This is a genomic window from Streptomyces chisholmiae (genome assembly GCF_031845445.1).
In the GTDB taxonomy this organism is placed as follows: Bacteria; Actinomycetota; Actinomycetes; order Streptomycetales; family Streptomycetaceae; genus Streptomyces; species Streptomyces chisholmiae.
This window is the reverse complement of sequence record NZ_JAVREO010000002.1, coordinates 455,872-472,745: the sequence shown is the minus strand read 5'-3', so window position 1 is coordinate 472,745 and position 16,874 is coordinate 455,872. Positions and strand designations below refer to the sequence as shown.

The 16,874-nt window shown below is 74.2% G+C and carries 14 protein-coding genes and 2 pseudogenes; 7 read left to right on the top strand and 9 right to left on the bottom strand.

The window, feature by feature from the left end; all coding sequences use genetic code 11:
* Nucleotides 1-89: 89 nt before the first annotated feature.
* Together RM844_RS04990 and RM844_RS04985 are read right to left on the bottom strand one after the other, a co-directional pair.
* Nucleotides 90-2,201 carry a VMAP-C domain-containing protein gene (locus RM844_RS04990; RefSeq protein ID WP_311665142.1) on the bottom strand — a complete coding sequence of 704 codons (2,112 nt, stop codon included), beginning with the start codon at nucleotides 2,199-2,201 and terminating at the stop codon, nucleotides 90-92.
* A gap of 20 nt (nucleotides 2,202-2,221) precedes the next feature.
* Nucleotides 2,222-2,569: pseudogene (locus tag RM844_RS04985) on the bottom strand (CU044_2847 family protein); the annotation flags it as partial.
* Between the two features lie 202 nt (nucleotides 2,570-2,771).
* On the opposite strand from RM844_RS04985, the gene RM844_RS04980 reads away from it, so the two are divergent.
* The 3 genes from RM844_RS04980 (at nucleotide 2,772) to RM844_RS04970 (ending at nucleotide 4,956) form a co-directional block, all read left to right on the top strand.
* Nucleotides 2,772-2,951 carry a DUF6104 family protein gene (locus RM844_RS04980; protein ID WP_311665138.1) on the top strand — a complete coding sequence of 60 codons (180 nt, stop codon included), beginning with the start codon at nucleotides 2,772-2,774 and terminating at the stop codon, nucleotides 2,949-2,951.
* 201 nt (nucleotides 2,952-3,152) lie between these two features.
* Complete coding sequence (locus RM844_RS04975; RefSeq protein WP_311665136.1) at nucleotides 3,153-4,007, top strand: DUF4097 family beta strand repeat-containing protein; 855 nt, start codon at nucleotides 3,153-3,155, stop codon at nucleotides 4,005-4,007.
* Nucleotide 4,008: 1 nt separating this feature from the next.
* The gene (locus tag RM844_RS04970; protein WP_311665134.1) at nucleotides 4,009-4,956 is read left to right on the top strand and encodes a PadR family transcriptional regulator; all 948 of its coding nucleotides are present in this window, start codon (nucleotides 4,009-4,011) and stop codon (nucleotides 4,954-4,956) included.
* 81 nt (nucleotides 4,957-5,037) lie between these two features.
* Here RM844_RS04970 and RM844_RS04965 read toward each other — a convergent pair whose 3' ends face one another.
* Complete coding sequence (locus RM844_RS04965; protein WP_311665131.1) at nucleotides 5,038-6,000, bottom strand: zinc-binding dehydrogenase; 963 nt, start codon at nucleotides 5,998-6,000, stop codon at nucleotides 5,038-5,040.
* Nucleotides 6,001-6,128: 128 nt separating this feature from the next.
* On the opposite strand from RM844_RS04965, the gene RM844_RS04960 reads away from it, so the two are divergent.
* On the top strand, nucleotides 6,129-6,677 hold the full coding sequence (locus RM844_RS04960; RefSeq protein WP_311665129.1) for a GNAT family N-acetyltransferase: 549 nt from the start codon (nucleotides 6,129-6,131) through the stop codon (nucleotides 6,675-6,677).
* A 175-nt stretch (nucleotides 6,678-6,852) separates the two neighbouring features.
* Here RM844_RS04960 and RM844_RS04955 read toward each other — a convergent pair whose 3' ends face one another.
* The 3 genes from RM844_RS04955 to RM844_RS04945 are packed head-to-tail and all read right to left on the bottom strand — an operon-like array spanning nucleotide 6,853 to nucleotide 9,688.
* Nucleotides 6,853-7,605 carry an amino acid ABC transporter ATP-binding protein gene (locus RM844_RS04955; RefSeq protein WP_311665336.1) on the bottom strand — a complete coding sequence of 251 codons (753 nt, stop codon included), beginning with the start codon at nucleotides 7,603-7,605 and terminating at the stop codon, nucleotides 6,853-6,855.
* 26 nt (nucleotides 7,606-7,631) lie between these two features.
* A complete protein-coding gene (locus RM844_RS04950; protein ID WP_394814438.1) occupies nucleotides 7,632-8,705 on the bottom strand; it encodes an amino acid ABC transporter permease in 1,074 nt (357 codons plus the stop codon).
* 32 nt (nucleotides 8,706-8,737) lie between these two features.
* Nucleotides 8,738-9,688 carry an ABC transporter substrate-binding protein gene (locus tag RM844_RS04945; protein ID WP_311665127.1) on the bottom strand — a complete coding sequence of 317 codons (951 nt, stop codon included), beginning with the start codon at nucleotides 9,686-9,688 and terminating at the stop codon, nucleotides 8,738-8,740.
* Nucleotides 9,689-10,309: 621 nt separating this feature from the next.
* Here RM844_RS04945 and RM844_RS04940 point away from each other — a divergent pair.
* Nucleotides 10,310-11,506 (top strand): NAD(P)-dependent malic enzyme, encoded by a 1,197-nt coding sequence (locus tag RM844_RS04940; RefSeq protein WP_311665125.1) that lies wholly within the window; start codon nucleotides 10,310-10,312, stop codon nucleotides 11,504-11,506.
* A 78-nt stretch (nucleotides 11,507-11,584) separates the two neighbouring features.
* Here the strand turns inward: RM844_RS04940 and RM844_RS04935 are convergent, their stop codons facing one another.
* A complete protein-coding gene (locus tag RM844_RS04935; RefSeq protein WP_311665123.1) occupies nucleotides 11,585-12,343 on the bottom strand; it encodes a class I SAM-dependent methyltransferase in 759 nt (252 codons plus the stop codon).
* Between the two features lie 112 nt (nucleotides 12,344-12,455).
* Here RM844_RS04935 and RM844_RS04930 point away from each other — a divergent pair, with 112 nt between their 5' ends.
* A complete protein-coding gene (locus RM844_RS04930; RefSeq protein ID WP_311665121.1) occupies nucleotides 12,456-13,166 on the top strand; it encodes a CGNR zinc finger domain-containing protein in 711 nt (236 codons plus the stop codon).
* 44 nt (nucleotides 13,167-13,210) lie between these two features.
* Here the strand turns inward: RM844_RS04930 and sodX are convergent.
* Nucleotides 13,211-13,465 (bottom strand): annotated as a pseudogene (gene sodX / locus RM844_RS04925) (nickel-type superoxide dismutase maturation protease); the annotation flags it as partial.
* Nucleotides 13,466-13,743: 278 nt separating this feature from the next.
* On the opposite strand from sodX, the gene sodN reads away from it, so the two are divergent.
* Nucleotides 13,744-14,139, top strand: a complete 396-nt coding sequence (sodN, locus tag RM844_RS04920; protein ID WP_311665119.1) for a superoxide dismutase, Ni — start codon at nucleotides 13,744-13,746, stop codon at nucleotides 14,137-14,139.
* 143 nt (nucleotides 14,140-14,282) lie between these two features.
* On the opposite strand, the gene RM844_RS04915 is transcribed toward sodN, so the two are convergent.
* On the bottom strand, nucleotides 14,283-16,586 hold the full coding sequence (locus RM844_RS04915) for a HelD family protein (protein WP_311665117.1): 2,304 nt from the start codon (nucleotides 16,584-16,586) through the stop codon (nucleotides 14,283-14,285).
* Nucleotides 16,587-16,874 lie beyond the last annotated feature (288 nt).

Below are 16,874 nucleotides of genomic sequence, written 5' to 3'. Positions count from 1 at the left end.
CGCCTGGGCCTGGACGTTCCCGACCGTAGCCGGGGACGCGGGCCGCGCCCAGTGGCGTGGCGACGTTCGCGTCAAGGTGGCCGAATGCCTCACGGCGCCTCCAGGTAGTCGCCGTCGAGCGGCTCGGCCGCCGGGTCCGCGTAGAGCAACGCCACGTCCGCCGCCCAGGCGGCGTGCGCGGTGCCGTCGGCGGCGGCCTCCCGCAGCCGCCACAGCGCGGACGGCAGCCAGCCGGCCCGGCCGGCGTCCTGGACGGCGCCGACCACCCCGTCGTGGAACTCCTCGCACCACAGGCCCCGGGCCGCCAACTCCCGGCGCCACAGCACCACGTTGTACCCGCTGGCCATCACCCGGTGCAGCGCGGCCGGCTCGCCACCGCTGGACGGCGTCCGGCAGAGCACCGGCACCGTGCCCATCTCGCGGCCGATCAGCGCGGCCGGCTCGGGCAGCGGGCGGGCCCGCTGGTCGTGGCAGTCCAGCACGTCCGCCAACATCGGGCCGCGGTGCACCGCTGCCCAGCGGTCCCGGCGCAGCACGGCCAGCTCCTCGTTGTCCTCCGCGCCGGGCACCGGGTCCGTACAGCGCACCACCACCGGGCGGCGCTCGCCCAGCGTCGGCCAGTCGGGCATCAGCCGCCAGCGCTCGAAGGCCACCGGCAGCAGCGAGTAGGGCACGGCCACGTGCAGCGGCACCGGGGCGCCCGGCTCGTCGCCCCGACGGAAGGCCTCGGCCAGCGCGGCGCGCAGCCGCTCCGGCGGGTTCTCCAGGTCGCTGGCCTCGAAGTCCTCGGCGATCGGCGCCAACCCGCCGTCCTTGGCCGAACAGACCCGCCAGTCGTACCGGCCCCACTCCCAGAACCGGGGCACGATCTGCAGCAGCACGAACGACTCCACCGCGCCGGGCGGCGCGCCCAGCGGGCCCGGGCCGAGCGGCCGGTCACCGCCCGAGTCGTCCCGCCTCGGCGGCGCCTCGCGCGCGGTCCGCCGATCCAGCCGGACGCTCTCCTCGTGGAGGAGTCGGTTGCGGACCATGCGGGACAGCGTCGGCGTCTCCTCGGCCAGCCGGTGCACCCAGCGGAGCAACCGCTCCTCGGCGTGGGGCTCCGCCGGGTAGGGCCGGTCCTCGGTGGCGGCGTAGAGCGCGTAACCGAGCACCGCCTCCAGGCCGGTGACGCCCTGCCGGAGGTCGTAGAGCAGGCCGAGGCCGTCCCGCCAGGCGCGGGGCGCCGGGAGCTGACCCTCGTAGGGGCGGCCGCGCACCTCGCCGACCACCTTGTCCAGCTGGGGGGTCGAGACGGGGGGCGGCAGCGCCGCGAACAGGCCGAGCAGCCGCACCCGCTGACCCGGCGTAAGCACGGTGGGCGCGGTGAAGCTCAGCTGGCTCTGCACGTCGGTCCAGGTGGTCTCGCCGGAGTCGGCGTCCTGGTGACGCTCGGCGTGGTAGGCGTCGTGCGCGTGCAGCACGGCCTGGTAGGCGTCGTCCGCCAGGCTGGCGACCGGCCCGCCGGGGTGGGGCAGCCGGCGTAACTGGATGACGGAGGCGGCCAACCCGCCGTCCCTGACGTCCCGTCGGGCCTTGAGCACGCCGATCACCTCACCTCGCTCCAGGTCCACCACGGGACCGCCGGAGACGCCGTGCGGGAACTCGTCCTCGTTGCCCAGCCGGAGCAGACCCTCGGTGCCCATCTCGCCCTTGATGGTGCACCGGCCGCTGATGTCCACATAGCTGCCGGCGATCTCGGCGGCGCCGAAGAAGGCGACCTCCTTGCGGGTGAAGACCCGGGCGGTGCGCTCGCTGAGCCAGACGCAGCCCGGCCCCTCGGGACCCGGCGGCGGTGGGCCGAGGAGGCGGACCAGGGCCAGGTCGGGGGCCGGCCACATGCCGCCGGCCGGGGGCGGTTCGTCGGGCTGCGCCCAGACCACCCGGCCGGGCACCGGGCGGTCCACACCTCTGAAGGTCAGCCCCACCTCGCGCCTCCCTCCCTGGACGCCGTCCCCGCCGAGGGCCACGTGGGCGCAGGTGAGCACCCACTCGGGAGCGACGAAGAACCCGCTGCCCCAGGGGGGCGGGGCAGGCTCGCCCTCGGCATACCCCCTCGGCGGTGGATGGATGCGTACCGTGGCGGCGGCGACGAGCGGCGCGAGGAGTTCGAAGGCGTCACCCTCCCACGGCTGTGCGCCCCCCGCGCCACCCCATGTCACGCCGCGTCCCCGCCGGAGGCCGGCGGCGGGCCGCCCTGCCAGGTGAGGGTGACCGTGATGGCACCCTTGGCCTCGCCCTCGGCGAGCAGGCCGACGATCTTGCCGGCCTTGGCGGTGAGCTCGATGCCGAAGCTCACGCTCACCTCGTCCGGCCTGGCGTCCCGCAGGCCGTCGGCGACCGACGCGGCGACGCCGCCGATGAGTTCGCGCAGGCTCTCCATCTGGGCGGCGGCGCGCTGCGCGAACCCGGTGTCCGAATAGCCGCCGCGCGGCTGCTGTTCGGGCAGCCGCGTCGACGACGCGTCCGCGATCCGGGCCCACACCGGCGTGCCGTCCGGCAGGGTGACCCGGGTGACCTCGCTGCTCATGACTTCCCCCCGTCGCTCCAGATGTGCCCGAAGGTTACCGGCCGCCACCGACAGTTGCCTATCCTTGACCGCGCCTCCTCCCCCGCCCCCGTCCCCGCCCCTGGCCGGCGGGCGGCCGCCCCTCGGGTGGGAGCGGACGGTGGGGCGGCGGACGCGCTGTCCTATCGTTCCTGGGTCCACCTTTCTGTACTGGGAGCACGACGTGTACTTCACCGACCGAGGCATCGAGGAACTCGCCCAGCGGCGCGGCCGCGAGGAGGTCACGCTGGACTGGCTGGCCGAGCAGTTGCGCACGTTCGTCGACCTGCACCCGGACTTCGAGGTCCCGGTGGAGCGGTTGGCGACCTGGCTGGCCCGGCTGGACGACGAGGACGACGAGTAGCCGGCACCGGCCGGAGGGGTACCGGAGCGACCGATGGCGCCCGTGGTGCGCGCCCGGCGTGCGCGCGGTCGGCACGCAACGGCTGGTCGGCCGGAGTGACGCGGTCCCCCTTGACGTGCGAGACACGCGATATATCGTCTTCCGGAGAATGCGATATATCGATGGTCGGCGCGTGCCGGCCGTGACGCTCCGGGAGGCGCGATGACGCGAGACGACGGGTGGTCCGTCGCCGAGCCGGGGACGCTCCGCTTCGACGACGATCCGATCCAGGAGGCGGAGATCCGCGTGATGGGCGGCGCGGTCAACGTCATCGGCACGGACGAGCCGGTCGCCCGGCTGGAGATCGCCGCGGTCGAGGGGCCGCCGCTGCTGGTCAGCGTCTCCGGCGAGCGGCTGGTCATCGGCTACCGCGACCTGCCCTGGCAGGGCTTCCTGCCCTGGCTCGCGCACCGCCGGCGGCGTCGGGCGGTCATCTCGCTCTCGCTGCCACGGGCGAGCCGGGTCTCGGTCGGGGCGGTGGGCGCCCCGGTGACGCTCAGCGGGCTGGCCGGCCGGGTCACGGCCAGCAGCCTCCGCGGGGACATCCGGCTCCTCGGCCTCGGCGGCCCGACCCGGGTGGAGACGGTCTCCGGCGCGGTGGAGGCCGTCGGCCTCCGCGGCCCGTTCCACTGCCACTCGGTCTCCGGTCCGCTGACGATGGTCGACGGCGCCTCCCCCAGCGTCCGGGCCGAGTCGGTCGGCGGCGACCTGGTGCTCGATCTGGCCGGCACGGCCCCGCCCGACGTCCGGCTCACCACGGTCTCCGGCGAGTTGGTGGTCCGCGTCCCCGAGACGGCCGGCGCCGCGGTCTCCGCCAGCAGCGTCAGCGGCGTCCTCTCCTGCCGGCTCCCCGGCCTGCCGCTGGACGCCCGCGGCCCGCGGTCGTTCGCCGGCCGGCTGGGCGCCGGCTCCGGCACCATCAGCTGTTCGTCGGTCTCGGGGCCCATCACACTGCTGCCGCGGCCCGTCCCGGAGCACGAGCGGCCCGCCGCCTCCCCTCTGCGTAAGGAAGTCTGAGATGCCTCCCGTCTTCGGCCACGGCCGGCTCCGGCTCTACCTGCTCAAGCTCCTGGCGGAGGCCCCCCGGCACGGGTACGAGGTGATCCGGCTGCTGGAGGAGCGTTTCCAGGGGCTCTACGCCCCCTCGGCGGGGACGGTCTACCCCCGCCTCGCCAAGCTGGCGTCCGAGGGGCTGGTCAGCCACACCGAGGAGGGCGGCCGCAAGGTCTACTCGCTCACCCCGGCGGGCGAGCGGGAGCTGACCAGCCGGGCGGAGGAGCTGACCGCCCTGGAGCGGGAGTTGCGGGACTCGCTGACGGCGCTGGCCGCCGGCATCCGGGCCGACATCAGCGAGACGGCGACCGACCTGCGGGTCGAGGTGCGGCGCGCCGCCGCCTCCGCCCAGGCCGACGCCGCGGAGGACGCGCCGTCGGAGGACTTCGCGGCCTGGCGCCGGCGTGGCCCGCGGAGCCGGCGGCCGGCCGGCCGCGCCCGCTGGGCCGAGGCGCCCGACGCGGAGTCCGAGCGGGCCGGCTCGGGCCAGCCCGGCCGGGGGCAGCCGGGTCAGGAGCGCGCCGGCCGGGAGGAGTTCGGTCCCGAGCCGTTCGAGCGGGCGGCCCGCCGGATCCAGGACCGGGTCCGCTCCCGGGCCAACGCGGGAGACTGGCAGGGCGCCGTGCAGGCCGGGTTGGACGGGCTGAGCAGCGAGTTCGGTGGGTGGAGCCGCCGTGCCGAGCCGGGCGGCGCGGGCGAGGAGGCGAGTGGCGCGGAGCGCGAGCGGCCGGCGGAGGAGCCGGTGCCGGACCCGGCGCGGGAGTTGGAGCGCCTGCTGGACCGCTTCCGGGACGACGTGCGGGACGCCGCCCGGGATCACGGCGTCGACCAGGAGCAGTTGCGCGAGGCACGGCGGCAGCTCTCCGCCGCCTCGGCACACCTGGTGGCGCTGCTCCGCTCCCCGTTCGGCTGAGCCGCCGGCCCCCACGGCCGGCCCGATCCTCCGCGCCCGGCGGTCCGGGCCGGGGGGCCGGGGTGGGCGGGCCGGGGGTGGTCAGCTGGTGAGGACGATCTTCCCGAAGACGTCGCCGCGTTCCACCCTGGCCAGCGCCTCGGGGGCCCGGTCCAGCGGCAGTTCGGAGTCGATCAGCGGGCGCACTCCCTTGGCCTGACAGAAGCTCAGCAGCGCCGCCAGCTCGTCCCGGTCCCCCATGGTGGTCCCGACCACCCGCAGCTCAAGGAAGAAGATCCGGGTCAACTCCGCGTCCGGCAGCGCCTGTCCGGAGGTCGCCCCGCTGATCACCAGGGTGCCGCCGGGCCGCAGCGAGCGCACCGAGTGCTGCCAGGTGGCCGCGCCCACCGTCTCCAGCACCGCGTCCACCCGGTGCGGAGGCCGCTCCCCCGGGGCCAGCGCCACCTCCGCGCCCAGCGCCAGGGCCCGCTCCCGCTTGGCCGGGTCCCGGCTGGTGACCAGCATCCGCAGCCCCGCCGCGGCGCCCAGGATCACCGCGGCCGTCGCCACCCCGCCGCCCGCGCCCTGCACCAACACGCTGTCCCCCGGCCGGACGTCGGCCGCGGTGAAGAGCATCCGATAGGCGGTCAGCCAGGCGGTGGGCAGGCAGGCCGCCTCGGCGAAGGTCAGCTCGGGCGGCTTGGGCAGCAGGTTCCAGCGCGGCACGGCGAGATACTCGGCGAAGGACCCTTGATAGCGCTCGGAGAGCAGCGACCGCCGCTCGTCCGGCCCCACCCCGTGGCCGGTCGCGCCGATCACCGAGTGGACCACCACCTCGTTGCCGTCCTCGTCCACGCCGGCCGCGTCGCAGCCCAGCACCATCGGCAGGGCCTCCTGGGCCAGCCCGACCCCGCGCAGCGACCACAGGTCGTGGTGGTTGACGGAGGCGGCGCGCACCCGGACGAGCGCCCAGTGCTCCGGCACCTCGGGCCGGGGCCGTTCGCCCATCTCCAGTCCGGTCAGGGGACGGTCGCGGTCGAAGTGGGTGGCATAGGCGGCGAACATGCCCCGCACGCTAGTGCGCCGGCGCGCGCGGGGCCAGCCCCCACCGCACGCTCCGTTCCCCGAACCCCCGTGGAGTGGGAAGATGGCCCATCCCCGGAATCCCCGGGGCGACTTTGGGGGACATCACCATGGGCACGCTGTTTCTCCGTCGGCTGACCCGCTGGCAGGCCGAGACGGAACGGGAGCAGATCGTGGACCTCCGGATCGCGGCACATCAGGAGTCGCACCCCGAGGCCGCGCCGCCCGACCGCGCCGAACTGCTGCGCGCCTTCATCGACCAGGACGTCCAGCGGCCCGACTTCGACCTGGTGCTCGCGGGTGATCCGCGACCGGCTGGCTGCGCCTACGGGTTCCGGGCGGAGCCGGACGACAGCTGGTGGTCGGGGTTCCGGGAGCGGCCCGACGAGCTGCCCGCCCTCGCCGGGACCCGCACGGTCTTCGTGGTGGCGACGCTGGTGGTGCATCCCAGGCGCCGACGTCAGGGGCTGGCCGGCCGGCTGCAGCGGGAGCTGCTGTCCCGGGCCGGCGCGCCGCTGGCGCTGGCCCTGCTCACGCCGGACAACGGCCAGGGGCAGGCCACCGCCCAGGCCCTGGGCTGGAGCAAGGCGGGCCAACTGACGCCCAGGGACGGCGTCCCGCTCGACGCGTGGAGCGTTCCGCTGGGCCAGCGGGGCTGAGCGCCCCGGCACGCCGGACTCCTCGGGGCGCACGGCGGACCCGGCGCGCCCCCGCGGGCGACTCAGCGCCCCGCCGGCCGGCCCGGGCGCCTCGCCCGCCGGCCCGGCCGATCCCGGCGGCCGACCCGACGCCCGCGGCCCGGGCGGCGCCGCGGGGACGGGGCGCCCTGAGGGGTCAGAGCACCTTGGAGAGGAAGGCCCGGGTGCGCTCCTGGCGCGGGTTGGCCAGCACCTCGCGCGGGTCGCCCGACTCGATGACCAGCCCCTCGTCCATGAAGACCAGGCTGTCCCCGACCTCCCGGGCGAAGCCCATCTCATGGGTGACCACGATCATGGTCATGCCGTCCTCGGCGAGGGCGCGCATCACGTCCAGCACCTCGCCCACCAGCTCGGGGTCGAGCGCCGAGGTCGGCTCGTCGAAGAGCATCAGCTTGGGGTCCATCGCCAACGCCCGTGCGATGGCGACCCGTTGCTGCTGCCCGCCGGAGAGCTGCGCCGGGTAGTTGGCCATCCGGTCGGCGAGCCCGACCCGGGCCAACAGCTCCTCGGCCCGTTCCCTGGCCGCCGCCCGCTTGATCCCCTTGACCTGGACCGGGGCCTCCATCACGTTCTCGGCGGCGGTCATGTGCGGGAAGAGGTTGAAGCGCTGGAAGACCATCCCGATGTCCCGGCGCTGCGCGGCGACCTCGCGCTCCCGCAGCTCGTAGAGCTTGTTGCCACGCTGCCGGTAGCCGACCAGCTCGCCGTCCACGTAGAGCCGGCCGGCGTTGATCTTCTCCAGGTGGTTGACGCAGCGCAGCAGCGTGGACTTGCCGGAGCCGGAGGGGCCGACCACGCAGGCGACCTCACCGGGTCGCACCTCCAGGTCGATGCCCCGCAGCACGTGCACCGGGCCGTAGTTCTTGTGGACCTGCTCGGCCCGCACCATCGGGGTGGTGGACTCGTCCGTCGCCGTCATCGCGTCCTCCCGCCGCTCGCGTCCGCGCCGCTCTCCCCCGGGTCCACGGCCTCGGGCCCGCTCGGCGCCACGGCGCCGACCCGGGGCCTGCGGACCTGGGTGACCAGGGCCAGCACCCGCTGCCAGAGCGTGGGGGGCAGCGCGCGCTCGCCACCCTTGGCGTAGTGCCGCTCCAGGTAGTACTGACCGATGCTGAACACCGTGGTCAGGATCAGGTACCAGACGGTGACGACGATCAGCATCTCCATGACCGCGAGATTGCGCGAACTGATCGATCTACCGGCCCGGAAGAGTTCCGTGTACTGGATCGCGTAGACCAGCGACGAGGTCTTCAACATGTTGATGAACTCGTTGCCGGTCGGCGGGATGATCACCCGCATCGCCTGCGGCAGCACGATCCGCCGCAGCGTCCTGCCGTTGTTCATGCCCAGCGCGTGCGCGGCCTCGGTCTGTCCCCGGTCCACGGACTGGATGCCGGCCCGGGCGATCTCCGCCATGTAGGCGGCCTCGTTGAGCCCGAGCCCCAGCAGGGCGGCGAGGAACGGCGTCATCGCGTCGTTCATCTCGTCCTTGTAGAACCCGAGGTTGATCGTGTCGAAGACGTACGACAGGTTGTACCAGAGGAAGAGCTGGACCAGCACCGGGGTGCCGCGGAAGAACCAGATGTAGCCCCAGGCGACGCTGGCCAGCACCGGGTTCCCGGAGAGCCGCATGATCGCGAGGATCACCCCGAGGACCACGCCGAGCAGCATGGAGACCAGGGTGATCCACAGCGTCTTGCCGGCGCCCTCGATGATCGTGTCGTAGGTGAGGTACTCCCCCACCACGCCCCAGTTGATGTCCGCCCCGCGCAGCGCCTGGACCAGCGCGCCGAGCAGCCCGAGCACCACCAGGACGCCGATCCACCGGCCCCAGTGCCGGACCGGCACGGCGCGGATGGGCTCCGCCGCCGGCCGGCGCTCGTCGGGCGGACCGCCGCCGGCGGCCGTGCGGTCGTGACCTGGCGGGTCGTCCCCGTCGCTGGGGGCGCCGGCCGGTTCCTTCGACAGTCGATCGTGGGAATCTGACACGAAGATCGCCCTCGTTGGCTCGCTCTCGGCGGTTACTGACCGGCGTTGACGGTGGCCTCTTCGATCGCGCCGGCCTCGGCGCTCCACTCGGCCAGGATCTCGGCGTAGGTGCCGTTGTCGATGATCTCCTGGAGCGCGGCCTGCAGCGCGTCCCGCAGCTCGGTGTTCTCCTTGGCGACGGCGATGCCGTAGGGCGCCGCGTCGATCTGCTCGCCGACCACGGTGAACAGCCCACCGTCACCGGCGTTCAGCTCGTTGTAGAGGGCCACCGGGTAGTCGGTGATCACGGCGTCCGCCCGGCCGCTCTGCAGCGCGGTGATGTTCTCGCTGTCGACCTCGTTGATCACCGGGTCGATCGCCTCGTCGCAGCCGGCCTGCGCGTCCTCCAGCACCGTCTCGTTGGCGGTGCCCTGCTGCGCGGCGACGCTCAGGCCGCAGAGGTCGGCGACGCCCTCGATGCCCTCGGGGTTGTCGGCGGGGACCAGGATGGCCGAGCCGGCCTGGAAGTAGTTGACGAAGTCGGCGCCGCCCTCGGCGTCCTCGCTGATGCCCTGCTGCCGCTCGGCGGTGTCGGTCATCGCGGACATGATCACGTCGTGGCGGCCGTTGTTGAGGCCCAGGATCAGCCCGTCGAAGGTGCCGTTCTCGAAGACGAAGTCGACGCCGAGCACCTCGCCGAGCGCGGCGCCGATGTCCGGGTCGATGCCGGCGATCTCGTCGTTCTCGTCGATGAACTCGATGGGCGCGTAGGCGATGTCGGAGCCGACCTTGATCTCGCCGGCCTCCTGGATGTCGGCGGGCAGCAGGTCGAACAGCTCGCCGGCGGCCTCGTCCCCGCCCTCCCGCGCCGACTCCTCGTTGGCGGCCGAGTCGTCGCCCGAATCGTCCGTCTGGTCACCGCAGGCGCCGAGCAGCAGGACGCCGGCTGCGGCGAACGCGCCGGCCGCCGCGAGGCGGGGACGGCGAGTGAGGCGAACGGTCATGGCGTGATCCTCCTGGGCCGGGGTATTCCGAGGGGGTCGGGCACGCGTCGTCGAGTGTCGCGACGGAGTGGAGCTGTTCAGTGCCTGGACATCCTGCCATCCCCATCCCCAACAGAACCGGTCAGTACATCAAGATCGGATAACGGACAGCGAACACCGATGGCCGGAAGTGGACAACTGCTGTCTATGCGCGTTCGTTTACGCAATGCCGCTGAACACTCGTGAGAGATACCTCACCCGCGGGCCGCCCGGCCGGTCAGCGACCGGGCACGGAGCGGTACCGGCTCGTGGCTTACCCACCGGCGCGCGCCCGCCGAGCGGTCGCGCCGGAGCCGATCCGTAACCAAAGTCCGGAACGTGCGCGCCCGTCTTTGGCGACTTACTGAGCGTTTCCCTGCTCGAAACCCAATGCATTCGTCGGCGCGCCATGTCATCGGGTAGAACCGTGCGTTACACCCCTCACCCGGGGACCTGGGCGCCTGTGCGAAGCGCCCGGCGTCCGCATCCGACCCGCGTCGGCAGCCAACTGCCGGCCGAATGGCGGACGTGGTGCCCGCCCGCGCCCCGATCGGAGCGCGACCACCCTCAGACGACGACGTTGTACCAAAGGGGTTACACCAAGTGGCATCGGAGATCATCAATCCGCGCGGAGAACTGTCGGAGACCGAGCTGGACCCGGCCTTCGCCCTGCACCGCGGCGGCAAGATGGCCGTGCGCGGCACGGTCCCACTGCGCGACGCGGAGGACCTCTCGCTCGCCTACACGCCCGGGGTCGCCCGGGTCTGCGCCGCCATCGCCGAGCGGCCCGAACTGGTCCACGACTACACCTGGAAGTCCAACACGGTCGCGGTGGTCACCGACGGCAGCGCCGTGCTGGGGCTCGGCGACATCGGCCCGGCCGCCTCGCTGCCGGTGATGGAGGGGAAGGCCATCCTCTTCAAGCAGTTCGGCGGGGTGGACGCGGTCCCCGTGGCCCTCGACTGCCGCGACCCCGACGAGCTGGTCGAGACGGTGGCCCGGATGGCGCCCTCCTTCGGCGGGATCAACCTGGAGGACATCTCGGCGCCGCGCTGCTTCGAGATCGAGCGCCGGCTCCAGGAGCGGCTGGACATCCCGGTCTTCCACGACGACCAGCACGGCACCGCGGTGGTCACGCTGGCCGCACTGCGGAACGCGGCCCGGCTCACCGGCCGCACGCTGGCCGAGCTGCGGGTGGTGATCTCCGGCGCGGGCGCGGCCGGCGTCGCCATCAGCCACATCCTGCTGGGCGCCGGCGTCGCGGACGTGGTGGTCTGCGACCGGCGCGGCGTGGTCTCCGCCGACCGGGATGATCTGACCGAGGTCAAGCGGAAGTTGGCGGCCGTCACCAACGCCGGTGGGCGGACCGGCTCGCTGGCCGACGCGCTGGCCGGGGCCGACGTGTTCGTCGGCGTCAGCGGTGGCACGGTGCCGGAGTCGGCGGTGGCCACGATGGCGCCGGGCGCCTTCGTCTTCGCCATGGCCAACCCGGACCCGGAGGTCCATCCGGAGGTCGCCGCCCGGCACGCGGCCGTGGTGGCCACCGGGCGCAGCGACTTCCCCAACCAGATCAACAACGTGCTGGCCTTCCCCGGCATCTTCGCCGGCGCCCTGCGGGTCCGGGCCACCCGGATCACCGAGAGCATGAAGCTGGCCGCGGCCGAGGCGCTGGCCGCCGTCGTCGCGGACGAGCTGAGCCCGGACCGGGTCATCCCCTCGCCGTTCGACGAGCGGGTCGCCCCCGCGGTGGCGAACGCGGTCGCCGAGGCGGCCCGCGCCGCCGGCGTGGCCCGCGCCTGACGGCCGGCCGCTGACGGCTGACGAGGTGGTGCGGTGGGGTCGGGACACCGGCCGCACCACCTCGCCGGGCCGCGCGGCTCAGCGCAGGGCCAGCACCATCGTGTCGTTGAGCGACGCCCAGGCCACCCGGGCCTCGGCGAAGCCGGCCGCCCGCAGCGTCCTGGCGTGCCACTCGAACGACGGCATCTGCCCGTCGTCGTGGTCCCCCTGGGCCGGGTCGCCGAAGATCCGGAACCGCTCCGCGGTCGGCTCGGCCAGCTCGGGGGCGGCCAGCGCCTCGGCCCACCAGGCCGGCCAGTCGGCCCGCCCCGCGGCCTTCTCCCGCGCCCGCCGCGCCTCGTCGAAGGCCGCCACGGCCGCCGTGATCCGGGGCGTGGCCTCGTGCGGCATGTGGTCGGCGTTCAGGAAGACGCCCCCCGGGCGGACCAGCCCGGCCAGTCGCCCGTAGAGCCCGGTCAGCGCCTCCTCGGTCAGCCAGTGCAGCGCGGTCGAGGTCAGCACCGCGTCGAAGGAGTCGTGCGGCAGCGCCTCGGCCCAGTCCCGGTCGGTGAGGTCGGCCCGGACGAAGGTGGCGCGCGGCTCGTCGGCGAAGGAACCCCGGGCGATGGTCAGCAGCGCGGGATCGAGGTCGACGCCGACGCTGGTCGCCTCGGGGAAGCGGCGCAGCAGCCGCTGGCTGATGCTGCCGGTGCCGCAGGCCAGGTCCAGCACCCGCGGCCGGTCCCCGACCAGTGCCTCGACCGCGTCCAGCATCACCCGGAAGCGTTCCTCCCGATCCGGCAGGTACCCCTCCTGCTGCTGATCCCAACTCCGCTGCCAGACAGACCAGTCGGTCATCTTCCCTCCCTGGGGGTCGACGCGCGCCACAGTCCGCGGGTAAGGGCCCGGTTCGATAGCCACCCATTACCATGGCCCGGCCGACTATAGAGCCCCCGGGTAAGGAACACAATTGGAACTCACCTATTACTCGGACTACGCGGTGCGCCTGGTCAACACCGAGCAGCCACTCCGCCACACCGACACGCTCACCTCGGTGGCGGCCGTCCGGGCCCTCTTCGGCGAGGCCCAGCAGGCCGCCCGCCGGGCCACCGACGCGGACGTGACCCGGCTACGCGGCGTGCGCGCCCGGTTGCGCGCGGTCTTCACCGCCGCCGCCGAGGGCGACGAGTCGAGCGCCGTCGACCTGCTGAACGCGCTGCTGCTCGAGTACCCGGCCAGCCCACAGATCTCGGGCCACGACTTCCTGGACGAGGCCGGCCGTCCCCGTTGGCACCTGCACCTCGCCGAGCACCCGTCGAACGCCACCGCCGGCTACGCCGCCACCGCCTGCATGGGACTCGCCGTGCAACTCACCGACCTGGGCGTCGACCGGCTGGGCATCTGCGAGGCGACGCCCTGCCGGAACGCCTATATCGACACGTCGACCAACCGCTCCCGGCGCTACTGCTCGGACCGCTGCGCCACCCGCGCCAACGTCGCCGCCTACCGGGCGCGCAAGCGCCGGGAACGCGCCGTCAGCGGGCGCACCGCGCCGGGCAACCTGCCCACCGCCCCGGCCAACGCGACGACGCGGGCGCCAGAGCCGGACCTGGACCGCCCGCCGGCCGACGGCTCGGGCGCGGCCGCGAGCCCCGCCGGCCCCTCGACCCCGGCCGGCTGAGCGGCCGCCAGCGGCGAGCGCAGCCGCAGCACCGCCCGGGCCACCAGCAGCCCGTCCGGCACCACGCCGAACTCCCGGCTGTCGTTGGTGACCGCGGTGTTGTCCCCCAGCACCCACCAACCGTCCGGCCGCCGCTCCGCCGCCCGCTTGACGATCAGCAGGTCGTGCTGGAACGGGTGCCGGAGCACCACCACGTGCCCGGCGCGCACCCGGGCGCCGTAGGCGAGCAGCAACTGGTCGCCGGGACGCAGGGTGGGCAGCATCGAGGGGTTGTAGACCTCGGCGAGCCCGAACCTCATCGCATCCTCACTCCTCGTCCCCGAGCCATGCTCCCCGGAGCCCCCGTTGATCGCACGTCCGGTTGACCGCGCGGCCGCCACCGGCGGGCGCGCCACCGTCCCGGACATCCTCCCCGACGCACCCCGCCGGACGCCCGCCCGCCCCTGGGCCGTACGGCCCGCGCGCCCTTCGGACTTTCGACCTAGGCCCCCCTGGCAGAGCCGGGTCGGCCGAGAAAACGGCCCCTGCACGGAGTAATGTCGGCCGGGAGAAGACGATCACGAGGAAGGACAGCTCTATGCTCTCCCGCCTGTTCGCCCCCAAGGTTCGGGTCAGCGCCCACTGCGACCTGCCCTGCGGCGTGTACGACCCGGCCCAGGCCCGCATCGAGGCCGAGTCCGTCAAGGCCGTCCAGGAGAAGTACCAGGCCAACGACGACCCGCACTTCCGGGCCCGCGCCACCGTCATCAAGGAGGAGCGCGCCGAGCTGGCGAAGCACCACATCTCGGTGCTCTGGAGCGACTACTTCAAGCCCCCGCACTTCGAGAAGTACCCGGAGCTGCACCAGCTGGTCAACGACACCCTGAAGGCGCTGAGCGCGGCCAAGGGCTCGACCGACCCGGCGACCGGCCAGAAGGCTCTGGACTACATCGCCCAGGTGGACAAGATCTTCTGGGAGACCAAGAAGGCCTGACCGCCGCCGCCCCCCGGGGCACCACCGTCCGCACCCGGAACCACGGGCCGCCACCCCAGGCGACCACGCGGTCCGGGTGCGGCTCGTTCCGCGCCCCCCGCGCAGCCCCGCCGCCGCCCCCGCCCGCGAACCGCCCGCCCCGCTCAGTCCCGGCACTCCACCAGACCGGTCAGACCGGCCGGCGGCGCCGCGCCCGGGTGCAGCACGCCCAGCCGCCGGGTGGCCCGGGTCAGCGCGACGTACAGGTCGTTCAGCCCGCGCGGGGAGTCGGCGACCACGCGGTCCGGATCGACGACCAGCACGGCGTCGAACTCCAGCCCCTTGGCGGTGGCCGGGTCGAGCACCACGATCCGCCGGTCGCCGCCAGCCGCCGTCACCGCCCGCTCGGTCGCGGCCAGCAGCCCGCCCGGCACCAGCACCGCGACCCGCCCGGCCGGCAGCCGGTCCCGCTCGGCCACGGCCAACTCGGCGGCCTCGGCGGCCAATCCGGCCGGCCCAGCCCCGGTGGCCCGTCGCCACCACGGCCGCTCGCCGCCGGCCCGGACCGCCAACGGCGCCGTCCGCGCCGGGTCGATCCGGGCCAGCACGGCGGCGGCCACCTCGGCGATCTCCGCCGGCAGCCGGTAGTTGACCGTCAGCTCGGCCAGCCGCCAGCGCGCGCCCACGTGCGGCCGCAGCACGGCCGCCCAGGACGGGGCGCCGGCCGGATCGCCGGTCTGGGCGATGTCCCCGACCAGTGTCATCGACCGGCCCGGGCAGCGCCGCATCACCAACCGCCAGGCCATCGGCGACAGTTCCTGCGCCTCGTCGACCACCACGTGGCCGAAGGCCCAGGTCCGGTCGGCCGCGGCCCGCTGCGCCGGGGTCCTGGTGTCCGCCTCGGCCTGCCGGTCGGCGAGTTGCTCGGCGTCCACCAGGTCCCAGGCCGCGAGCTCCTCCGCTCCCCCGTCGTCCTCGTGTTCGGCGGCCCGCGAACCGTAGGCGACCGCCAGCGCCTCGGCGGCCAGTCGCACCGACTCGGCGCGCTCGGCGGCCCGCGGGTCGGGCCCGTTCGCCGGCGGCGGGCCGAGCAGCTCGGCCGCCTCGTCCAGCAGCGGCACGTCCGCCACGGTCCAGTCGTCGGGCGCGTCCGGCCGGTACAGCGCGGCCCGTTCCGGCTCGGTCAGCCCGGGCGCCGCGGCGGCCAGCCGGACCCGCGAGCCGAACAGGCCGGCCAGCAGGGCCGCCGGGGTGAGCACCGGCCAGAGCGCGTCCAACGTGGCCAGCACCCCCGGATCAGCCGCCAGTTCGTCGCGGATGTCGGACCGGTCGGCCGCGGTGAGGAGCGGAGTGCCGTCCAGCACGTCGGTGCCGTACCGCGCCGCGACCCGGTCGGTCAGCTCGTCCAGGAGCAGCTCGCGGAAGACCGGCCTGGCCTCGTTGTGCCGCAGCCCGGTCCCGGCGGCCCGGCGCGCCAGGCGGGCGCAGGTCTCGACCGACAGGTCAAGCGGCTCGCGGTCGAGGACCAACCGGTGCCCCGCCGCCGGCGGCCGTCGCCGGTCGGCGAGGGCGGCGGCCAACACCTCGACCATCGCCAACCGGCCCTTGACCACGGCGCTCCCCGCCGGCTCGGGGCGCCGGGCGGTGACGCCCGGGTAGAGCTGGCCGAGGGTGGCCAGCAGCACGCCGCCCTCGCCGAGCGAGGGCAGCACGTCCCCGATGTACCGCAGGAAGGTGGCGTTCGGCCCGACCACCAGCACCGCGCTCTTCGCCAACGCCGCCCGCCGGGTGTAGAGCAGGTAGGCGGCGCGGTGCAGGGCGACCGCCGTCTTGCCGGTCCCCGGCCCGCCCTGCACCACCAGCACCCCGGCGTGCGGCGCCCGGATGACCTCGTCCTGCTCGGCCCGGATGGTGGGCACGATGTCGCTCATCCGGTCACCGCGGGCGGCGTCGAGCGCGGCGATCAACGCCGGGTCGCCGCCCACTTCGGCGGTGCCGGCGAAATCCTCGTCCCAGATCCCGGTGACCCGCCGCCCCAGCGACTGGATATGCCGCCGCATTCGCACCCCCGCCGGGTGGCGCGCGGTGGCGACATAGAACGGGCGGGCCGCCGGGGCCCGCCAGTCAATCAACAGCGGGGTGCGATCCGGGTCGGCGGTCCGCAGCCCCAGGCGGCCGATATAACGCCGTTCGGGGCCGGCTTCGGCCGGCTGCTCGGGGGATTCCGCCATATCGAGCCGGCCGAAGCACAGCCCGCCGTCCACGTTCTCGAACCTGGCCACCTGGCGGGCCAACTCGCTGGCGGTCAGGTCGCGTTCCACCAGCCCCTGGTGGGTGAGTCCGGTGCTGGCCAGCGTCGAGTCGAGCCGCTCGACGGCCTCGGCCCGCAGCACGTCGAGGCGGGCGTGGAGGAGTTCGACGTACGCCTGTTCCCGGGCGATCTCGGGGCTTTCCTGGCCACTTGACAAAGCAATCGCCTCTTCGTTAGAATTCGCTTGGGAGTTGACTTGTTCCGACAGTCGCCGAATGTCAAACAAGCCAATATAGCGAGGAATTCACCGCGTCGACAAGGCGCGGTTTTTCTTTTTCCTCCCGGTCGCCACACGTGCAGTGCAACGCCTTCGCAACAAGGCGCGCCCCCCGCCTTCCGCGCGCCGCGCGGCGCTGACATCGTCAACACACGCCGCTTCGCGGCGGCGTCTTGCGTTACGCACCGGGGGGAATCGATGATCACGCCTGCGCCCACGGGGCCACCC

Bases quoted from the DNA above. Each gene is read 5' to 3' on its own strand.
- RM844_RS04975 (WP_311665136.1), top strand. From the start codon at position 3,153: ATGACGCGAGACGACGGGTGGTCCGTCGCCGAGCCGGGGACGCTCCGC.
- RM844_RS04970 (WP_311665134.1), top strand. From the start codon at position 4,009: ATGCCTCCCGTCTTCGGCCACGGCCGGCTCCGGCTCTACCTGCTCAAG.
- RM844_RS04965 (WP_311665131.1), bottom strand. From the start codon at position 6,000: ATGTTCGCCGCCTATGCCACCCACTTCGACCGCGACCGTCCCCTGACC.
- RM844_RS04960 (WP_311665129.1), top strand. From the start codon at position 6,129: ATGGGCACGCTGTTTCTCCGTCGGCTGACCCGCTGGCAGGCCGAGACG.
- RM844_RS04955 (WP_311665336.1), bottom strand. From the start codon at position 7,605: ATGGTGCGGGCCGAGCAGGTCCACAAGAACTACGGCCCGGTGCACGTG.
- RM844_RS04945 (WP_311665127.1), bottom strand. From the start codon at position 9,688: ATGACCGTTCGCCTCACTCGCCGTCCCCGCCTCGCGGCGGCCGGCGCG.
- RM844_RS04935 (WP_311665123.1), bottom strand. From the start codon at position 12,343: ATGACCGACTGGTCTGTCTGGCAGCGGAGTTGGGATCAGCAGCAGGAG.
- sodN (WP_311665119.1), top strand. From the start codon at position 13,744: ATGCTCTCCCGCCTGTTCGCCCCCAAGGTTCGGGTCAGCGCCCACTGC.